We start from the raw sequence: 17,765 nt of genomic DNA, 5'->3' as shown, positions 1-17,765 counted from the left end.
TGGGCGGGGCTGGGTTAGAGAGAGGCATGAAATCCCTGCTCGCCGCTTGTATCCTCGCTCTCGCTCCCGCCGCCGCCTGGGCCGCGGGGCCTACCCCACTCGGCCCCAATGGCGGCCAGCATGGCGCCTGGATCGCCGCCACCTATGGCAGCGGCGACGGCAAGGTCTGCTATGCCTTCACTCGCGTGCAAAGCTCAAAGCCCGCCATCCAGTCCCGCGGCAAAGTGATGCTGACCGTGACCGAGCGCAAGGGCTCGCGCGACGAGGTGTCCATCGCCGCCGGGTACATTTACCCCAAGGACGCCAAGGTGACCCTGACCGTGGGGAGCAAGAGCTTCGATTTTTATACCGATCAGGATTTCGCTTTCACCGCCTCCGGCAAGGATGCGGTGGCCGCCTTCCAGGCGGGCGACGGCGCCACTGTGACCGGGCCGGGGCCGAGGGGCAAGATCACCGTCACCGACCAGTTTTCCCTCGCCGGGTTTTCCGACGCCTATAAAGCGATCACCACCGCGTGTCCGTGAACCTCGACCTCACCGCCGCCGAGCGCGAGCGGATTCTCGCCAAGGCCGCGCATTTCGCGCCGCCGCCGCACATGCTGGCGGATGGGCGGCGCGATCTCGCCGGCCTCTCGCGCGAGGAGCTGGCAGCGGAGGTAGCGGAGATCGGCGAGCCGCCCTTCCGCGCCAAGCAATTATGGCATTGGATCTATCATCAGGGCGTGCGGGATTTCGCCGCGATGTCGAACATCGCGCGGCCCTTGCGGGAAAAACTGGCGGCGCGCTTTGTCATCGGGCGGCCGGAGGTGGCGGCGGACCAGCTCTCCAAGGACGAGACACGTAAATTCCTGTTCCGCTTCCGGGATCACGAGGCGGTGGAGACCGTCTACATCCCCGACCGGCGCGAGGATCGCGGCGCGGTCTGCCTGTCCTCCCAGGTGGGCTGCACACTTTCCTGCCGTTTCTGCCATACCGGCACGCAGCGCCTCACCCGCAACCTCTCCGCCGCCGAGATCGTCGGCCAGTTCATGGCCGCGCGGGACGCCTATGGCGAATGGCCGAGCCCCAAGGGGGACACGCCGCGCCTGCTCTCGACCATCGTGCTGATGGGCATGGGCGAGCCGCTCTATAATTACGAGAATGTCGCCAAGGCGATGAAGATCGTCATGGATGGCGAGGGCATCGCCTTGTCGCGGCGGCGGATCACCCTTTCCACCTCTGGGGTGGTGCCGATGATGGACCGCGCCGGCGCGGAGCTAGGTGTGAATCTCGCCATCTCCCTGCATGCGGTGCGCGATGATCTGCGCGACGAGCTGGTGCCGCTCAACCGCAAATACCCCATCCGCGACCTTATCGCCGCCTGCCGCCGCTATCCCGGCGCGTCCAACGCCCGCCGCATCACCTTCGAATACATCATGCTGAAGGGCATCAATGATTCAGAGGCGGACGCGCGCGAGTTGGTGCGGCTGATCGCCGGGCTGCCCGCCAAGGTCAATCTGATCCCGTTCAACCCCTGGCCTGGTTCCTCCTACGCGCCCTCCACCCCGGAGGCGTTGAGGAAATTCGCCGCCATCGTCATGCAGGCGGGCTATGCCTCGCCCATCCGCGCTCCGCGCGGGCGCGACATCCTCGCCGCCTGTGGCCAGCTTAAAAGCACGATGGCAAGCCAGGCCGCCGAATAAGGCCTCCTCTTTTCTTCCTCCCGCCCTAAAAAGGCCGTCTCTCCTTCCTTAACTTTCCCAGCACCGCGCGGCTGGCGCGCGGCGGTTTGGCCTGGTGGGAAGAAAAGGGGGTTGGGAATGGGCGTGTATCTGGTCAGCGGCGGGGCGCGGGGCATTGGCGCGGAGATCGCGGCGCGGCTGCACCGGGACGGGCACCGGGTGGTGGTGGCCGATAAGGTGAAGCCGGAGGCGAGCCCCGCCCGGGCGGTGATGTGCGATGTCTCCTGCCCGCTGCAGGTTGCCAGCCTGATGACCGGGATAGAGACGATCGAGGGGCGGCTTGATGGCATGGTCTGCAATGCCGGTTTCATGATCCGCAAGCCGATCGAGGATCTAACGCCGGAGGAATGGCACAGCGTGCTCGCCACCAACCTCACCAGCGCGTTTCTGCTGGTGCGGGCCGGGCTGGCGATGTTGCGCGCCGCGAGGGGAGCGGTGGTGACCATCGCCTCCACCCGGGCGCATATGTCGGAGCCGGACACGGAATCCTATGCCGCCTCCAAGGGCGGCCTCCTGGCGCTCACCCATGCCCTCGCCATCAGCCTGGGGCCGCTGGTGCGGGTGAATTGCATCTCGCCCGGCTGGATCGATACCGGGCATGACCCGGTGCGCCCGCAAGACCATGCCCAGCATCCGGCCGGGCGGGTCGGCCAGCCGCGCGATATCGCCAGCCTCGCCGCCTATCTGCTCAGCCCCGAGGCGGGGTTCATCACCGGGGCCGAATTCATCGCCGATGGCGGCATGACGCGGAAAATGATCTATCTGGAGTAAGGCCAGTCAGGCCGCGCCCTTCGGCCAGCGGCGGTGCAGCCAGAGCCAGGAGCCGGGCTGGCGGCGGATCCAGCTCTCCACCCTCCCGTTCATCGCCGTGGTCAGCGCCACGGCGTCCGCCTGCTTGTCGCCCGAATCCGGCAAGGGCAGCGCCGGTTCGTAGATCAGCCGCAAATGGGCGGGGCCGAGCCGCTCGGAATAGACGGGAAAGACCGGGCAGCGGAATTTGAGGGCGAAATTGGCCAGGGCGTCCATGGTTTTGGCCGGCTTGCCGAAAAACGGCACCAGCAGCCCGGTATCCAGCTTCTGGTCCACCAGCAGGCCGAGCGCGCCGCCCTGGCGCATCCAGCCATAGGCGGCGCGGGCGCCGCTGGCGCCCTTGGGGAACATCGTCACCTTGCGCTGGAAATTCGCCTCGCGCAGGCGGAGAATCATCTGGTTGACGAGCGGGTTGGAGGCGGCGCGGTACATGAAGCCGACATCGACGCCCCGGGCATAGGCCGAGGGGGGCAGCACCTCCCAATTGCCCATATGGGCGGTGAAGAAAATGATCGGCTTGCCGGGGCTGAGCAGCGGGGCGACATTCTCCTCCCAGCCTATCACCGCGTAGCCGGGGCCGGGCGCGCCCTCCGGGATCTCATGCAGATCGCCGAGCCGCACAAGCTCGCCGGCGGTCTGTCCGAGGTTTTCCCACGCCTCGCGCATGATGCGCCGCCGCGCCGGCGCGTCCAGCTCCGGCATGGCGAGGCGCAGATTGCGGATTGCCACCCGCGACACCGGCAGCAGCGGGCCGAGCGTGCCCGCCACCGCTTTGCCGAGCCGCGCCGCGCCGGTGGGCGAGAAACGGGAGAGCAGGCGGATCAGCCCCGCCACCAGCGCCGCCTCCGCCCGCTGGCCGTAAGAAGGGCGCGGCGCGGTCATGCGTTGAGCACGGCCTCCAGCGCCGCCTCATCCTCCCAGAACAGCCGGGCATGCACCACCAGGCTGGCGGCGCGCAGGCTGGGCGGCAGCTTGACGAAATCCTTGGCGGTGGTGACGAGCCGCGCGCCGGTATTCGCCGCCTCGGCCAGCAGGGCGAAGACCTCCCGCGCCGCGTAGACGTGATGGTCGGGATAGGCGTGGCTGCTCACCAGCTCCGCCCCCAGCGAGATGACCGAGCGGAAGAATTTTTCCGGCCTGCCGATGCCGGCGAAGGCGATGACCGGCCGCCGCCCGAGCGGCTCCACGCATTCCGGCAGCAGGGCGGCGCGCAGCACGGGCAGGCCGGGTGGCAGCAAGGCGAGCGCGCCCGTCTCGTCATTGCCGATGAGCACCGCCGCCTCGCAGCGCCGCGCCGCCGCCGCCGCAGGCTCGCGCAGCGGCCCGGCGGGAAGCAGCAACCCGTTGCCGAAGCCATAGCCGCCATCGATGACCAGCAGGGAGACGTCCTTGCGCAAGGCGGGGTTCTGCAATCCGTCATCCATGACGATGGCGGTGGCTCCCTCCGCCAGGGCCAGCCGCGCCCCGGCGGCGCGGTCGCGGGCCAGGATGGTGGGCGCGGCCTCGGCCAGCAGCAGCGCCTCATCACCCACCTCCTGGGCGGAATGGATGCCGGGCTCGACCTGCACCGGCCCGGTTAGCGCGCCGCCATACCCCCGGGTGAGGGCGAAGGGCCGGCCGGGCAGGCGGCTCAGCACATCCAGCGCCACGATGGTCTTGCCCGCGCCCCCCACCCCGGCATTGCCGACGCAGATGGTGCGGATGCCGATGGAGACGCCAGCCCGCCTCATCCGCCGCGCGGTGGCGAGGCGGGTGGCGAGGCCGAAGGGCCTGAGCAACTGGGCGGCGGGACCGCGGCGGGTCCAGAATTCCGGGGCTTTCATGGCGGCGGCTCTAAAATGAGCCTTGCGAGACGATCCGGCAACCGTTGCGAATCAGGAAAGGCCGCCGCCGCCCGCTGCCCCGCCTGCCGCGCCGCCTCCGGCTCCGCCAGCCAGGCCCGCGCCGCCTGGACCAGCCCCCGCGTATCCGCGACCTGGACGAGTGCTCCCGCCGCGTGCAGCCGGGCGGCGGCCTCGGCGAAATTCTCGATATGCGGGCCGCAAATCACCGCCCGGCCGAGCAGGGCGGGCTCGACGATATTATGGCCGCCTGACCCCGCGAGGGAATTGCCGATGAAGGCGAAAGGGGTGGCGCGGAAGAGCAGCCCGAGCTCCCCCAGCGTGTCCGCGACATAGACGCGCCCAGGCTGAGGCGGCTGGCCGAGGGCGCGGCGGGGCGCGGCCCCGCATAAAGCCGCGACCTCCGCCCCGCGCTCCGGATGGCGGGGGGCAAGCAGGGTCACCAGCCCTGGAAATTCAGCCGCCAGCGCCTGATGGGCGGCGTGGATGAGCGCCTCCTCGCCGGGATGGGTGCTGGCCGCCAGCCAGGCCGGTTGCGGCAGAGCGGCGGCGAGGCGGGCCAAGGCGGCGTCATCGCAGGGCAGCGGCGCGGCGGCGAATTTGAGATTGCCCCATTCCAGCACCCTCTCCGCGCCGAGGGCGCGGAAGCGGGCGGCGTCCTCTGCCGATTGGGCGTGCAGGGCGGCGAAGCCGCGCAGCAGCGCCCGCGCCGGGCCGGGGGCGGCGCGGCGCCAGTTGCGGGCCGAGGCGGCGGAGATACGGCCGTTGAGAAGAAAACGGGAAATGCCCCGCGCATCGCAGGCGCGCAGCAGGTTGGGCCAGATCTCGCTTTCGAGAAACACCGCTCTCGCCGGCCGCCAATGATCAAGAAACCGCGCCGCCCAGCCCGGCACGTCCAGCGGGGCGAATTGGTGCAGCGCCCCCGCCGGCAGCCGCGCCGCCGCCAGCCGGGCGGAGGTGAGCGTGCCGGTGGTGAGCAGAACCGGCCCATGCGCGGCGAGACGGGCGAGCAGAGGCAAGGCGGACATCGTCTCGCCGACACTGGCGGCATGGACCCAGACCAGCGGGCCGGGCGGGCGGGCGAGGCTGGCATGGCCCTCCCGCTCCTTGAGCCGGGCCGGGTCCTCCTTGCCGCGCGCCGCGCGCCGCCGCAGCATCCGCCGCAGGGCGGGAGCGGCCAGAGAGGCCGCGCCGCCATAGAGCGTCAGCCTCATTCACGCACCTCCAGCCAGGCCCGGGCCCGCGCCGCGTCGAGCGCCGCCTCGATCTCTGGCAGCGCTGACCGCCAGCCCTGGCGCGGCACCGCGATGGGCGGGCCGCAGACCAGAGCGACGCGCCCGAAGGGCAGCGGCACCCGCATCTGGTCCCAGCTTTGCCACAAAGTGACGAAGCGGCTGGCGGCGGCGGCGCAGGGCAGAATGCGCGCGCCGGTCAGCCCGGCCAAGGCGGCGACTCCGGGGGCAGCGCGGCGGGCCGGCCCGCGCGGGCCATCCGGGGTGATGCCGATATGGCCGCCGCCCTCAAGCACGCGCACCAGCTCGCGCGTGCCCGCCGCGCCGCCGCGCGTGCTGGACCCCGAGACCACCCCCATGCCGAGGCCGCGCGCGATGTTGCCGATGAGCTGGCCATCCCGGTGGCGGCTGGCCAGCACCGATGCCGGGCGGGTCATGCCCACGCGCCTCGCCTCCCGCCAGAGCAGCTGCATGCAGGGCAGCGTTTCGTGCCAGAAGGCGGCGATCATCGGCGCGCCCCGCGCCAGCAGGAGGAGATTTTCCCGCCCCGCGATGCGCGGGCCGGCCTGCAAACGCAAGGCCGTGTGGATATACCAGGCGAGGGCGCGGGCCGCGGCCGCCTGGATGGGCGCGGATTTGAGGAAGGAGGCCACCCGGCGCGGGTAGCACCAACCGCTTATGGGGGCCAGCCGCCTTTAGCCGCCATCCATGGCCATCAGCCATTCGCGGTCCAGCGCCGCGTTGAACTCCGCGCCGAACAAGACGACATAGGCCGTGATGTAGAACCACATCATCAGGCCGATGAGGGTGGCGAGCGGGCCATAGGTGGCGCTGTAGGCGGCGAAATGGCCGACATAAAACCCGAAGGCCCAGCTCGCCGCCATCCAGGCCACGGTGGCGATGGCCGCCCCGGGGGCGTAGAAAATCCGGTCATTGCCCGCCGGGCCGAACCGGTAGAGCAGCCCCAGCGCTCCGATGACGAAACCGACGAGCGTGGCGAAGCTGATGAGCCCGGCGAGAAACTGCATGCTGGACGGCAGGCCGAGAAAGGCGAGCGCGATGGGCAGAAACACGAGGAAACCGATGGCGAGGATGACGCCGATCACCGCGACCAGGGTCATGGCGAGGGAGACGATCTGAAAACGGATCATGTCGCGCGTCTCCTCCTCCCGGTAGGCGAGGGTGAGGGCGTTCAGCACGGATTTGGTGCCGGTGGAGGAGGACCAGAGCGACAAGGCGAGGGAGACGGCAAAGGACAGGCCCAGCCCTTTGGCAGGCTGGGAGACGAGACTTTGGATACGCTGGGAGATGAGATTATAGACATCCGGCGGCATGAAGCCGCGCAGGTAATGGAGCTGCGGCTGCACCGTATCCGGGTTGAAGACCAGCCCGTAGAGCGAAATGAGCATGGTAATGGTGGGGAACAGCGCCAAGGTGGCATAAAAGGCGCAGCCCGCCGCCACCAGCGAGACGCGTTGCGAGGCCGCTTCCTGAAAGGCCGAAACGAATGCCCGTTTGAGCAGCGGGGCGTGGGCGCGGTCGAACAGCTTGGCCAGCATCCTTTCCAATTGAGGGATTCATGCCCGCCAATCAATCGGCGTAAACGATAACGTAACCGCACTGTTATGCGCCTCACCCGGCGAGCAGAAACGCCTTGATGCGCGCCTGGCTCTCGTAATCCATCAACGCCGGGGCGTGACCCGCATCCGCCACCACGTAGCCCTCCGCACCCTCCTTCAGCATCCGCTCATAGGTGTCCGGCAGCAGCAGATCGCTATGGGCGCCGCGAATCACCAGGCGCGGCAGGTGGATCATGCCCCAGAGCGGCCACATATCCACATCCATCGGCACCGCCGCGCGCATCGGCTCGATGATTTTCGGGTCGTAATGCAGGGCGAACCCGCCCTGCCCCGCCGGGTCTGGCACCGGACGGGCGGAATAGCGGGCCAGATGCTCCCATTGCTCATCCGAGAGCTTGCCGAACGGCGCGTGCACCTGGCGGATATGATCCGTGAGCGCCGCCATCGTGGGGAAACGCTCCGGGGCGGAGGACATATAATCGCGGATGCGGGCGAGAGCGCCGCCGGGGATGAAGGGACCGATATCGTTGAGCACCAGCCGGGTGACGGGGGTGTTCTGGGCGGCGGCGATCATCATCCCGCAGATACCGCCCAGCGAGGTGCCGATCCAGGCGACGGGCCTGTTGATTTGCGCCAGGAGATGGGCGAGCGCCACCACATAGGTGGGCGGCTGATAGGCGAGACCATCCGCCAGCCACTCGGATTTGCCGCGCCCCGGCAGGTCGGGGCAGATGACGTGGAAACGGTCGGACAGAGCCTCGGCCAGCGGGTCGAAATCCCGGCCGGTGCGGGTGAGCCCGTGGACGCAGACCACGGGCGGGGCGGCCGGATTGCCGAACTCGGCATAAGCCATTTTGTAAAAACGCGTGCCAAAGAGATAATTGACCGAACCCGCCCGCGGCATGAAAGGCTCCTTTCCGCTTGTGCTGAAATTCCGCTTCTGGCCATAAAGGATGCCACCCGGCCTCACAACCAGCCGCGCCGCTCTTGCGCTGGGGCCGGGAACGGGGGCAGATTCGCGGCCATGAGCCAGATGCTGTATTATCCCCCGTCCCCGCCGCCGGAGGACGCCCTGTTCCAGGGGGTCATTCTCCGCCGCTGCATCGCCTGGCTGCTGGACATAATCGGCATGGCGCTGTTCGGCTGGGCGCTGATCGTGGCCATTGCCATTTTTGGCGTCCTGACCCTGGGCTTCGGCTGGCTCGCCTTTCATATCCTGCCATGGCTGCCGCTGGTCTATTACACGCTGCTGGTTGGCGGCACCGGCGCCACCCCCGGCCAGCGCCTGGCCGGGCTGGCGGTGCGGCAGGATGCGGGTTTGGCGCCCCCCACCATGGCCCAGGCCCTGGTCTGGTCGCTGCTGATGTGGCTGAGCTACGCCCTGGCGGGGCTGCCCTTTCTGCTGGTCTTCTTCAACCCCCGCCACCGTGCCGGGCACGATCTGCTTTCCGGCCTCGTGCTCGTGCGGGCCGCGCCGGTTTTTTATTGACGCGGCGCGCCCGCCGCCCAAACATCGAGGCCAGATGAGCTTCAAGCCCGCCCGGAGACCGCAATTCTTCTATACCACCACCCCCCTGCCCTGCCCCTATGTGCCGGGGCGGACCGAACGCAAGGTGGTGACGGAACTCTCCGGCGTGCATGCGGAAACGCTGCATGACCGGCTCTCGCGCGGGGGGTTCCGGCGCAGCCACAACATCGCCTATGCGCCGGTCTGCCCCGGCTGCAACGCCTGCCTGCCCATCCGCATCCGGGCGCGGGAATTTAAGCCGGATCGCACCCAGCGCCGGATCGAGCGCCGCAACGCCGATTTGCTGGCGCGGGAGATGCCGCCGCGCGCCACGGCGGAACAATACGCGCTGTTCCAGGCCTATCAGCGCGCCCGCCATGGCGAGGGCGACATGTCCACCATGAGTTTTTACGATTACCGGGCCATGGTCGAGGATACGCCGATCGAGACCTCCCTGGTGGAGTTCCGCCTGCCCGGCGGGCGGCTCATCGGGGCGTGCCTGACCGACCGTCTGAACGACGGACTCTCCGCGGTGTACAGCTTCTTCGAGCCGGAGCTGAACCCGCGCTCGCTGGGGAGCTACGCGATCATCTGGCTGGCGCGCCGGGCCGTGGAACTGGGACTCGACCATGTCTATCTCGGCTATTGGGTCGAGGACAGCCGCAAGATGAGCTATAAAGCCCATTTCCACCCCAGCGAGGTTCTGCGCGGCGGTCAGTGGCGCCCCCTGGCGGAGCTAGCACCGCGCGCCGGGGCGCTGGCCACCCCGGCCTGAGCCGCGCTTTGCCAGATGCCGGGGGCGGGCCTATGCTGCCGGCATGAACAGCGAAGACTACGCGAAACGCCTGCGCCAGTTGCAAATAGAACTCGTCAAGCTGCAACGGCATGTGATCGCCGCCGGGTTGAAGCTGCTGCTGATCCTGGAGGGGCGCGACGGCGCCGGCAAGGACGGCACGATCAAGCGCATCACCGAGCATCTCTCCCCGCGCGACATCCGTGTCGTGGCGCTGCCGAAACCATCCGATGTTGAAACGACGCAATGGTATTTCCAGCGCTACGTGCGGCATCTGCCGGCGGCCGGCGAAATGGTGTTCTTCAACCGCTCCTGGTACAACCGCGCCGGGGTTGAGAAGGTGATGGGTTTTTGCACCTTGAGCCAGTATCATGAATTCATGCGCACCGTGCCGGTGTTCGAGGGGATGCTGGCCGAATCCGGTATCCTGGTAGTGAAATATTATCTTGATATCGACCGCGAGGAGCAGAAGAGGCGGCTGGAGGCGCGGCGCAAGGACCCGCTGAAGCAATGGAAGATCAGCCCGATCGACGAGCAGGCCCTCCAGCATTTCGACGATTACACCGAGGCGCGCGACGCCATGCTGCTGGGCACGGACAGCGCCGCGGCCCCCTGGATGGTGGTGCGCGCGGATGACAAGAAAGCCGCCCGTCTCGCCGTCATCGCCGATCTCATCACCCGGATCGATTACAAGGAGCACAAGCCGCACGAGGTGGACCGGCAGATCATCCGCCATTTCGACGAAAGCTGCCTGACCAACGGGATGCTGGCGCGTTGAAGCCCGGTTTGGAGGAGATCCTCGCCGCGGTGAACTTCAACGCCGAGGGGTTGGTGGCCGCCATCGCCCAGCAGCACGAGACCGGCGAGGTGCTGATGCTGGCCTGGATGAATGAGGCGGCGCTGAGCGAGACCCTGCGCACCGGCCGGGTCTGCTATTTCTCCCGCTCGCGCGGGCGGTTGTGGCGCAAGGGCGAGACCTCCGGCCAGACGCAGCGACTCGTGGAGCTGCGAATCGACTGCGACGGCGACGCGCTATTGCTGCTGGTCGACCAAACCGGCGTGGCCTGCCACACCGGGCGGCGCAGTTGTTTTTACCGCGCGGCGCGCGGCGGAGGGCTGGTGGAGACCGCCCCGCCGGAGATCAGCCCGGCGGCGCTTTACCCGCCCCCTTGATCCGGATACGGGAATGCGGCGAAATAGGTTGAAGAAAATTTAGGGAGTTGGCTCATGCCCTTTAGACCGCCAGGATTGCCCGCCTCGCGCCCGCTGCTCGCCGCCGCCGTTCTGGTTCTCGGCCTGGGGGCGCTGGCCTTGAGCCGCCTGGCCACGGCCGCCGACACCGCCAATTATCCGGCGGCCTCGCTCACCGCTCCCACCGACCAGGCGGCGCTGATCGCCCGGGGTAAATATCTGGCCACCGCCGCCGATTGCATGCCCTGCCATACCGGCCCCGGCCACGCACCCTATTCCGGCGGGCTGGTTCTCGCCACGCCATTCGGCGGCCTCGCCTCGCCCAACATCACTCCGGACAAGGCGACAGGGATCGGCAACTGGACCGACCGCCAGTTTTACGAGGCGGTGCATGACGGCATCGCCCCCGGGCACGAATACGCGGTGTTTCCGAAATATCTCTATCCGGCCATGCCCTTCACCTCCTACACCATGCTGTCCTATCAGGATGTGATGGCCATCAAGGCCTATCTGTTCTCGCTGGCGCCGGTCTCGGCCCCGCCCGTGGCCAATTCGCTCAGCTTCCCCTTCAATCAGCGTCCGGTGCTGCTCGGCTGGCGGATGCTGTTCTTCAAGGCGGGGCCGATGAAGATGAACCCGGCCTGGGACGAGCATATGAAGAACGGCGCCTATCTGACCGAGGCGCTTGGCCATTGCGGCGAATGCCACACCCCGCGCAACCTGATGGCGGCGATGATTTCCAGCCGGGCCTATGCGGGCGCGCCGATCGATAATCTCTTCGCCCCCAATATTTCCTCCGACAAGACCTATGGCGTCGGCGGCTGGAACAGGGACGATCTCGTCGCCTACCTGCATGATGACGGCAACATGGTGAAGGGCTCGCCCTATGGGGCCATGGGCGACATGACCGATAATTCCACCAGCCTGCTGCCGGTCTCCGATATCCAGGATATCGCCGCCTATCTCCAGACCGCCACCAAGCCGCAGGTGACGCCGCCCGGCAAGCCGGTGGCGCAGGCCAGCGCCTCCATCGCCCGGGGGGAGACGCTGTATGGCGCGAATTGCGCCGCCTGCCACGGGGGGAATGGCGCGGGGATGGGGCCGAAAAACGTACCCAATCTCGCGGGCAATGATTCCGTCACCGCCGAGAAACCCTATAACGTCATCGGTGCGGTGCTGGGCGGGCTTGGACGCTGGTCGGATCAAGGCCCGCAAATGCCCGCCTTCGGCGCGCAATTCAGCGACCAGCAGATCGCCGATATCAGCAATTACGTCCGCACCGCCTGGAACAATAAAGGCAGCCCCGACGCCACCCCGGCGATGGTCTATAGCCTGCGCGCCCTCGGCAATTTGCCGCCCGCCGCGAGCCAGGCGGCGGATGAGCTGGGCTGCCCGCGCATCTCCCAGGCGGGGGGGACGGATACGGTGGCGGACCCCGGCAATGGCCTGCTCGGCATCTTTGCGGGCGCGACGCCGGCGACGCTGCCCAACCGCACCCGTGAACTGGTCGCCGCGTTGCGCGCGAATAACAGCTCGGCCAGCCCCGCCGACCTCACCAACACGCTGGTGGCGGCCTATTGCCCGGTATTGGCGCAGACGCCGGGGGTGAGCCTGGCGGACAAGCGCGCCGCGCTGAAACATTTCATCGCCGCGGCGCAACCACTGCTGACCGCGCCCTGAACCGGGGTCGCGGGGGGCTTGGCAGGGGCAAGGCGGGCGGACATTCTGCCCTGCCATGACCAGGATTTTCATCATCGCCGGGGAAGCGAGCGGCGACGTGCTGGGGGCGCGGCTGATGGCGGCGCTGCGCGAGGCACGCCCAGACCTGCATTTTTCCGGCATTGGCGGCGCGCGTATGGCGGCGGCGGGGCTCGCCTCGCTCTTTCCCATGCAGGATCTCGCGGTGATGGGTCTGGCGGAAATTCTCCCCCGGCTCGGCCTGCTGCGGCGGCGGCTGGCCGAGACCCTGGCCGCCATCCGGGCGGCGGCGCCGGAGATTCTCGTCACCATCGACAGCCCCGGCTTCTGCCTGCGGGTGCTGCGCGCCATTGGCCCCGGCGGGCCGAAGCGGGTGCATTATGTCGCGCCGCAGGTCTGGGCCTGGCGCCAGGGGCGGGTGCGGCATTTTCCCGGGCTGTGGGACGAACTGCTCTGCCTGCTGCCCTTCGAGCCGGAATTCTTCGCCCCGCATGGGCTGAACCCGGTCTTCACCGGCCATCCGGTACTGGAATCCGGGGCGGACCGGGGCGATGCCGCCCGCTTCCGCGCTAGGCACAAGCTGCCGGCTGAGGCGGTGCCGGTGGTGCTGATGCCGGGTTCGCGCGCCACGGAGACCGGACGGCTGTTGCCCATTTTCCGCCAGACCCTGGAGTTGCTGCGCCCGCAAATCCCCGCTTTGGCGCCAGTGGTGGCGGCGGCTTCTGGCATCGACGGAGTGGTGGCGGCGCATGCGGAGCAATGGCCGGTGCGGCCCATCATCATCCGCGAGGCAGACGAGCGTTACGACGCTTTTGCCGCGGCGCGGGCGGCGCTGACCAAATCCGGCACCTCGACCCTGGAACTGGCGATGGCGGGCGTGCCGATGGCGGTGACCTACCGGGTCAACCCGGTTTCCGCCGCGCTGGGCCGCCGCCTGATCAAGGTGCCCCATGTGGCGATGATCAATCTGCTCGCCAAACGGGCGCTGGTGCCGGAACTGCTCCAGGCGGATTGCCGCCCGGACATGCTGGCCGGCACGGTGCTGGGGCTGCTGCGCGACCCGGCCCAGGTGGCGGCCCAGCGCGCCGGGTTTGGCCATGCCCTGGCCAGCCTGCGTCCGCCCCAGGGCACGGCCTCCGCCGCCGCGGCCCGCGCGGTTTTGCGCGTGCTGGCGGGCGAGCGCGCTTGAATCCGGCGCTCGCCCAACGGGCCGGGGTCGCAAAGGGCGAGGGTCGTGTACCGGCGGCCATAGCGCTCACCGAAAGCGGCAAGACTGAAATGGCGGATGGGGTGGGATTCGAACCCACGGAAGTCTTGCAACTTCGCTGGTTTTCAAGACCAGTGCCTTAAACCGCTCGGCCACCCATCCTTAGTGCCGTGACGAAAGATGCGGATTTATGAGAACCGCCGCCTCCGGTCCCATCGGCCGTACTTCCGGGCTGTCCCCTTTCCTCCCTCTCTCTCACGCGGTCAAGCGCACGCCGAGCCGCCCGGCCAGGTCCTGGATGAACTGCCAGGCCACCCGGCCCGAGCGGCTGCCGCGCGTGACCGACCATTCCACCGCCGCGGCGCGCAACTCCTCCTTCGTCACCGGCAGGCTGTAATACGCGGCATAGGCCTCGATCATGTCGAAGAATTGCTGCTGGTCGCCATTATGGAAGCCAAGCCATAGCCCGAACCGGTCCGAGAGGGAGACGGCCTCCTCCACCGCCTCGCCGGGATTGATGGCGGTCGAGCGCTCGTTTTCGATCATGTCCCGCGGCATCAGATGGCGGCGATTCGAGGTGGCATAGAACAGCGCGTTATCGGGACGGCCCTCTATGCCGCCATCAAGCACGGATTTCAGGGCCTTATAATCGCCATCCCCTTTCTCGAAGGAAAGATCGTCGCACAGAATGAGGGCGCGGCGCGGCGTCTGCCGGAGCAGGCTCAGAAGCCCGGGCAGGCTGCCGATATCCTCGCGGTGGATCTCGATCAGCGCCAGCGCGCCGGGGCGGCGCCGGTTGGCCTCGGCATGGACGGCCTTGACCAGGGAGGATTTGCCCATGCCGCGCGCCCCCCACAGCATGGCGTTATTGGCGGGCAAGCCCTCAGCGAAGCGCAACGTGTTCTCCAGTAATTGCCGCTTCTGCGACTCCACGCCCTTGAGCAAGGCGAGATCGACTCTCGCCACCTGCCGCACCGGCGCCAGCCGCGCCTGGGCGGGGTGCCAGACAAAGGCGTCCGCGCCGGACAGATCAGGCGCGGCGGGCGGCGGGGGGGAAAGCCGCTCCAGCGCCTCGGCGATCCGGCGCAGCAAGTCCTCATTCATTCGGCATGCTCCCAGTTGACTGCATCGGCGCGCAACGTATGGTCCGCCGGACTTTACGGCAACCAGGAGTTCTCATGTTCATGTCCGCCGCCTACGCGCAAACCGCTTCTGGCGCCGCCGCAGGCAATTCCGGCCTTGCATCGCTTATGCAGTACGCGCCGCTCGTTCTCATCGTCGTCGTCTTTTATTTTCTGCTCATCCGGCCGCAGCAGAAACAGCAGAAAACGCTGCGCACCCGCCTGAGCGCGCTGAAGCGCGGCGACAAGGTGGTTACGGCGGGCGGGATCGTCGGGCTGGTGAAGAAAGCCGCGGAGGGATCGGATGAGATCGAGGTGGAGATCGCGCCGAATGTCACGGTCAATGTGGTGCGCTCCACCATCACCACCGTGCTCAGCGCCGCGCCGGAAAAGCCCGTGGCAAAAACCTGAACAGGCGGGCCGCCGCCCGCTAATATTTGCGGGCGGTGGTGTAGCGCGCCATATCCGCGAGCGCGGCGCGGATCTCGCTTTCCGGAAAGCGCAGCAAAAGCCCGACGGCGCGGTCTATGAACGCATCGGCGCGGCGGATGGTGCGGCGAATGGCGTCATGCTGCTCGATGAGCCGCAGCGCGGTGGGGAGGTCATCCTCCCCTTGCTCACCCTCCGCCAGCGTCCGGGTCCAGAAATCCCGTTCTGCGGATGTGGCGGCCTCCAGCGCCAGCAGCACGGGGTAGGTGAGCTTGCCCTCGCGGAAATCATCGCCCACCGTCTTGCCAAGCTCCGCCTGGGAGGCGGCGTAATCCAGCGCGTCATCCACCAGTTGGAAGGCAATGCCGAGATCCATCCCGAAATCGCGCAGCGCCGCGTTATCCTCCGCAGAGGCGCCGGCGACCACGCCGCCCACCTCGGCGGCGGCGGCGAACAGGGCGGCGGTTTTGCCGCGGATCACCTCGAAATATTTCTCTTCCGTGGTGGAAAGATCGTTCTGGGTGGTGAGTTGCAGCACCTCGCCCTCGGCTATGGTCGCCGAGGCGGCGGCGAGAATCCGCAGCACCTCCTGGGAGCCGTCCTCCACCATCAGCTCGAAGGAGCGGGAAAAAAGGAAATCCCCCACCAGCACGGAGGCTTGGTTGCCGAACAAGGCGTTGGCCGAGGCAAAGCCCCGGCGCAGCTTGGATTCGTCCACCACATCGTCATGGAGCAAAGTGGCGGTGTGGATGAACTCGACGCAGGCGGCGAGCTTGATCTGCCGCTCGCCCTGATAGCCGCACAGCCGGGCGGCGGCGAGAGTGAGGAGCGGGCGCATGCGTTTGCCCCCCGCCGCCACGATATGCGCTGCCAATTGAGGAATGAGCGCCACGGGGCTGTCCATGCGGGCGAGGATGGCCTCGTTCACCGCCTTCATCTCGGCTTCGAGCAGCGCGGTCAGACGCCCCAGAGCATCGGTCGTCAATGGTGTCGCACCGTCCAAAATCAGCGCCCCAGCCTGTCCATGCGATTGCGGTCAGCCTCATATCGGGCGGCAGACGAAAAGGGTCAAGCCGGTGGAGGCTGAGGGCGCCACCACTATGGGCGGCTTGCTGGGCGGAAAGCTAAGCTACCGCCAGTTCCGCCACGGACACCGCAGCGGCTTTGAACCCGTGTTGCTCGCCGCCGCGTTGCCCGGCCAAGCCGGGCAGAGGGTGCTGGAGGCGGGAACGGGGGCGGGCGCAGCCCTGCTATGCGCGGCGGCGCGAGTGAAAGGCATAGGGGGGATAGGGGTGGAGCGGGACCCGGCGCTGGCCAGGCTGGCGGCGGAGAATTTCGCCGCCAACGGATTCACCCGGCTCGCTTCGGTGGTTGGAGACGCCACGGCCCTGCCCTTCCCGGCGCAGAGCTTTCATCATGTCATGGCCAATCCGCCCTGGTTCCGCGCGGAGAGCACCCGCCCGCCGGACGCGGGCCGGAGCTTGGCGCGCCATGTACCCGCCGCCTCCATGCTAGCGGCCTGGACGGGGGAGATGCTGCGGGTGCTGCGCGATGGGGGCAGCATCACCCTTATCCTGCCCGCCGCTTCCATTGCCGAGGCGGCGGCGCTGCTGCGGTCAGGCTGCGGCGGCGTCACGCTGCTGCCGCTCTGGCCGCGCCCGAATGTCAAAGCAAAAATGGTCTTGCTCCAGGCCCGCAAGGCGAGCCGGGCGCCGGATGCCGTGCTGCCCGGCCTGACGCTGCACGGACAGGCGGGGCTGACGCCGGAGGCGGAGGCCGTGTTACGGGAGGGGCAGGCCCTCGCTCTGCGTTGATCCGCGGCCTCAATACATATGTTGCCCGCCATTGATGGAGAGGGTGGAGCCGGTGATGAAATCGGCATCATCCGCGGTTAGAAACACCACCCCCCGGGCGATGTCCTCCGCCTTGCCCAGCCGCCCGCGCGGAATCGTGGCGATGATTTTTTCCAGCACGTCGGCGGGCACCGCCCGCACCATATCCGTATCCACATAGCCGGGGGCGAGGAGGTTGACGGTGACGCCGTGGCGCGCGCCCTCCCGCGCCAGGGCCTTGGTGAAGCCCTGCATGCCCGCCTTGGCGGCGGAATAATTCACCTGGCCCGCTTGGCCGGCCTGGCCGTTGATCGAGCCGATATTGACGATGCGCCCGAATTTCTTCGCCTTCATACCGTCGAAGGTCGCCTTGCAAAGATTGAAGCAGGAGCCGAGATTGGTGTCGATCACCTCATCCCACATCTCTCTTGTCATCTTGCCGAGCGTCGCGTCGCGGGTGATGCCGGCATTGTTGACGAGGATCTCGATGGCGCCGTGGCGGGCGGCGATATCGCCAACCGCCGCCAGGCTTTCCTCGTAATTTCCCGCGTTGAATTTGACGATCTCGATGCCGGATTGTTTATGAAACGCTTCCGCCGCCGCCGTGTTGCCCGCATAGCTGGCCACCACCAGCCGCCCGGCCTGCTGCAGCGCCAGGCTGATGGCGGCGCCGATGCCGCGCGTTCCACCCGTTACCAATGCCACTCGAGCCATCTGGACCCTCCTGATTTATCAAAACTTTAGACGATTTGGCGGCGAGAGGCCAATGCTTAAAAAGCCATGCCTCTGCCTGACCGTTCACAA

General features: G+C 67.9%; 20 protein-coding genes and 1 tRNA gene. 11 read left to right on the top strand and 10 right to left on the bottom strand.

All coding sequences use genetic code 11. The annotated features are described in order from the left end of the window. Positions 1–26: 26 nt before the first annotated feature. The 3 genes from M7H45_RS06300 (at position 27) to M7H45_RS06290 (ending at position 2,491) form a co-directional block, all read left to right on the top strand. On the top strand, positions 27–524 hold the full coding sequence (locus M7H45_RS06300) for an invasion associated locus B family protein (protein ID WP_298215394.1): 498 nt from the start codon (positions 27–29) through the stop codon (positions 522–524). Next, positions 521–1,681, top strand: coding sequence for a 23S rRNA (adenine(2503)-C(2))-methyltransferase RlmN (gene rlmN, locus M7H45_RS06295; protein WP_298215415.1), 1,161 nt, complete (start codon positions 521–523; stop codon positions 1,679–1,681). Before M7H45_RS06300 ends, rlmN begins: the two co-directional genes overlap by 4 nt. 117 nt (positions 1,682–1,798) lie before the next feature. After that, positions 1,799–2,491 carry an SDR family oxidoreductase gene (locus M7H45_RS06290; protein ID WP_298215393.1) on the top strand — a complete coding sequence of 231 codons (693 nt, stop codon included), beginning with the start codon at positions 1,799–1,801 and terminating at the stop codon, positions 2,489–2,491. Between the two features lie 6 nt (positions 2,492–2,497). Here M7H45_RS06290 and M7H45_RS06285 read toward each other — a convergent pair whose 3' ends face one another. From M7H45_RS06285 to M7H45_RS06260, 6 genes are all read right to left on the bottom strand, one after another. Then, entirely contained in the window at positions 2,498–3,412 is a 915-nt protein-coding gene (locus M7H45_RS06285) for a lysophospholipid acyltransferase family protein (RefSeq protein WP_298215392.1), read from the bottom strand. Further along, a complete protein-coding gene (lpxK, locus tag M7H45_RS06280) occupies positions 3,409–4,353 on the bottom strand; it encodes a tetraacyldisaccharide 4'-kinase (RefSeq protein ID WP_298215391.1) in 945 nt (314 codons plus the stop codon). The genes M7H45_RS06285 and lpxK overlap by 4 nt, the downstream gene beginning before the upstream one ends. Beyond that, positions 4,350–5,585: a 3-deoxy-D-manno-octulosonic acid transferase gene (locus tag M7H45_RS06275; RefSeq protein ID WP_298215390.1), complete on the bottom strand. Its 1,236-nt coding sequence runs from the start codon at positions 5,583–5,585 to the stop codon at positions 4,350–4,352. Before M7H45_RS06275 ends, lpxK begins: the two co-directional genes overlap by 4 nt. After that, entirely contained in the window at positions 5,582–6,256 is a 675-nt protein-coding gene (locus M7H45_RS06270) for a lysophospholipid acyltransferase family protein (protein ID WP_298215389.1), read from the bottom strand. The genes M7H45_RS06275 and M7H45_RS06270 overlap by 4 nt, the downstream gene beginning before the upstream one ends. Positions 6,257–6,298: 42 nt before the next feature. Further along, on the bottom strand, positions 6,299–7,162 hold the full coding sequence (locus M7H45_RS06265; RefSeq protein ID WP_298215414.1) for a YihY/virulence factor BrkB family protein: 864 nt from the start codon (positions 7,160–7,162) through the stop codon (positions 6,299–6,301). Between the two features lie 73 nt (positions 7,163–7,235). After that, entirely contained in the window at positions 7,236–8,087 is an 852-nt protein-coding gene (locus M7H45_RS06260) for an alpha/beta fold hydrolase (protein WP_298215388.1), read from the bottom strand. A gap of 120 nt (positions 8,088–8,207) precedes the next feature. Between M7H45_RS06260 and M7H45_RS06255 the strand changes: the two genes are divergently transcribed. From M7H45_RS06255 to lpxB, 6 genes are read left to right on the top strand one after another with little or no spacing between them, the layout of a single operon-like run. Next, positions 8,208–8,672: an RDD family protein gene (locus tag M7H45_RS06255; protein WP_298215387.1), complete on the top strand. Its 465-nt coding sequence runs from the start codon at positions 8,208–8,210 to the stop codon at positions 8,670–8,672. 34 nt (positions 8,673–8,706) lie between these two features. After that, positions 8,707–9,465, top strand: coding sequence for an arginyltransferase (locus M7H45_RS06250; RefSeq protein WP_298215386.1), 759 nt, complete (start codon positions 8,707–8,709; stop codon positions 9,463–9,465). 43 nt (positions 9,466–9,508) lie between these two features. After that, entirely contained in the window at positions 9,509–10,261 is a 753-nt protein-coding gene (ppk2, locus tag M7H45_RS06245; RefSeq protein ID WP_298215385.1) for a polyphosphate kinase 2, read from the top strand. Continuing rightward, on the top strand, positions 10,258–10,656 hold the full coding sequence (gene hisI / locus M7H45_RS06240) for a phosphoribosyl-AMP cyclohydrolase (protein WP_298215384.1): 399 nt from the start codon (positions 10,258–10,260) through the stop codon (positions 10,654–10,656). Before ppk2 ends, hisI begins: the two co-directional genes overlap by 4 nt. A 54-nt stretch (positions 10,657–10,710) precedes the next feature. Next, entirely contained in the window at positions 10,711–12,354 is a 1,644-nt protein-coding gene (locus tag M7H45_RS06235; RefSeq protein WP_298215383.1) for a cytochrome c, read from the top strand. A gap of 55 nt (positions 12,355–12,409) precedes the next feature. Further along, a complete protein-coding gene (gene lpxB / locus M7H45_RS06230; protein WP_298215382.1) occupies positions 12,410–13,561 on the top strand; it encodes a lipid-A-disaccharide synthase in 1,152 nt (383 codons plus the stop codon). 90 nt (positions 13,562–13,651) lie between these two features. Here the strand turns inward: lpxB and M7H45_RS06225 are convergent. Beyond that, positions 13,652–13,741, bottom strand: a tRNA-Ser gene (locus M7H45_RS06225). A gap of 93 nt (positions 13,742–13,834) precedes the next feature. Then, positions 13,835–14,683, bottom strand: coding sequence for an ATP-binding protein (locus M7H45_RS06220; protein WP_298215381.1), 849 nt, complete (start codon positions 14,681–14,683; stop codon positions 13,835–13,837). 74 nt (positions 14,684–14,757) lie between these two features. Here M7H45_RS06220 and yajC point away from each other — a divergent pair, with 74 nt between their 5' ends. Next, entirely contained in the window at positions 14,758–15,111 is a 354-nt protein-coding gene (gene yajC / locus M7H45_RS06215) for a preprotein translocase subunit YajC (RefSeq protein WP_298215380.1), read from the top strand. 19 nt (positions 15,112–15,130) lie between these two features. Here the strand turns inward: yajC and M7H45_RS06210 are convergent, their stop codons facing one another. Further along, on the bottom strand, positions 15,131–16,066 hold the full coding sequence (locus M7H45_RS06210) for a polyprenyl synthetase family protein (RefSeq protein WP_298215413.1): 936 nt from the start codon (positions 16,064–16,066) through the stop codon (positions 15,131–15,133). A gap of 139 nt (positions 16,067–16,205) precedes the next feature. Between M7H45_RS06210 and M7H45_RS06205 the strand changes: the two genes are divergently transcribed. Then, positions 16,206–16,943 carry a tRNA1(Val) (adenine(37)-N6)-methyltransferase gene (locus tag M7H45_RS06205; RefSeq protein ID WP_298215379.1) on the top strand — a complete coding sequence of 246 codons (738 nt, stop codon included), beginning with the start codon at positions 16,206–16,208 and terminating at the stop codon, positions 16,941–16,943. Positions 16,944–16,952: 9 nt separating this feature from the next. On the opposite strand, the gene phbB is transcribed toward M7H45_RS06205, so the two are convergent. Beyond that, the gene (phbB, locus tag M7H45_RS06200; protein ID WP_298215378.1) at positions 16,953–17,675 is read right to left on the bottom strand and encodes an acetoacetyl-CoA reductase; all 723 of its coding nucleotides are present in this window, start codon (positions 17,673–17,675) and stop codon (positions 16,953–16,955) included. Between the last annotated feature and the right edge of the window lie 90 nt (positions 17,676–17,765).

The sequence above is a fragment of the Acidocella sp. genome (assembly GCF_027352905.1).
Classification (GTDB): Bacteria; Pseudomonadota; Alphaproteobacteria; order Acetobacterales; family Acetobacteraceae; genus Acidocella.
The sequence above is the reverse complement of the archived record's forward strand: the minus strand, read 5'-3'. Positions and strand labels throughout refer to the sequence as shown.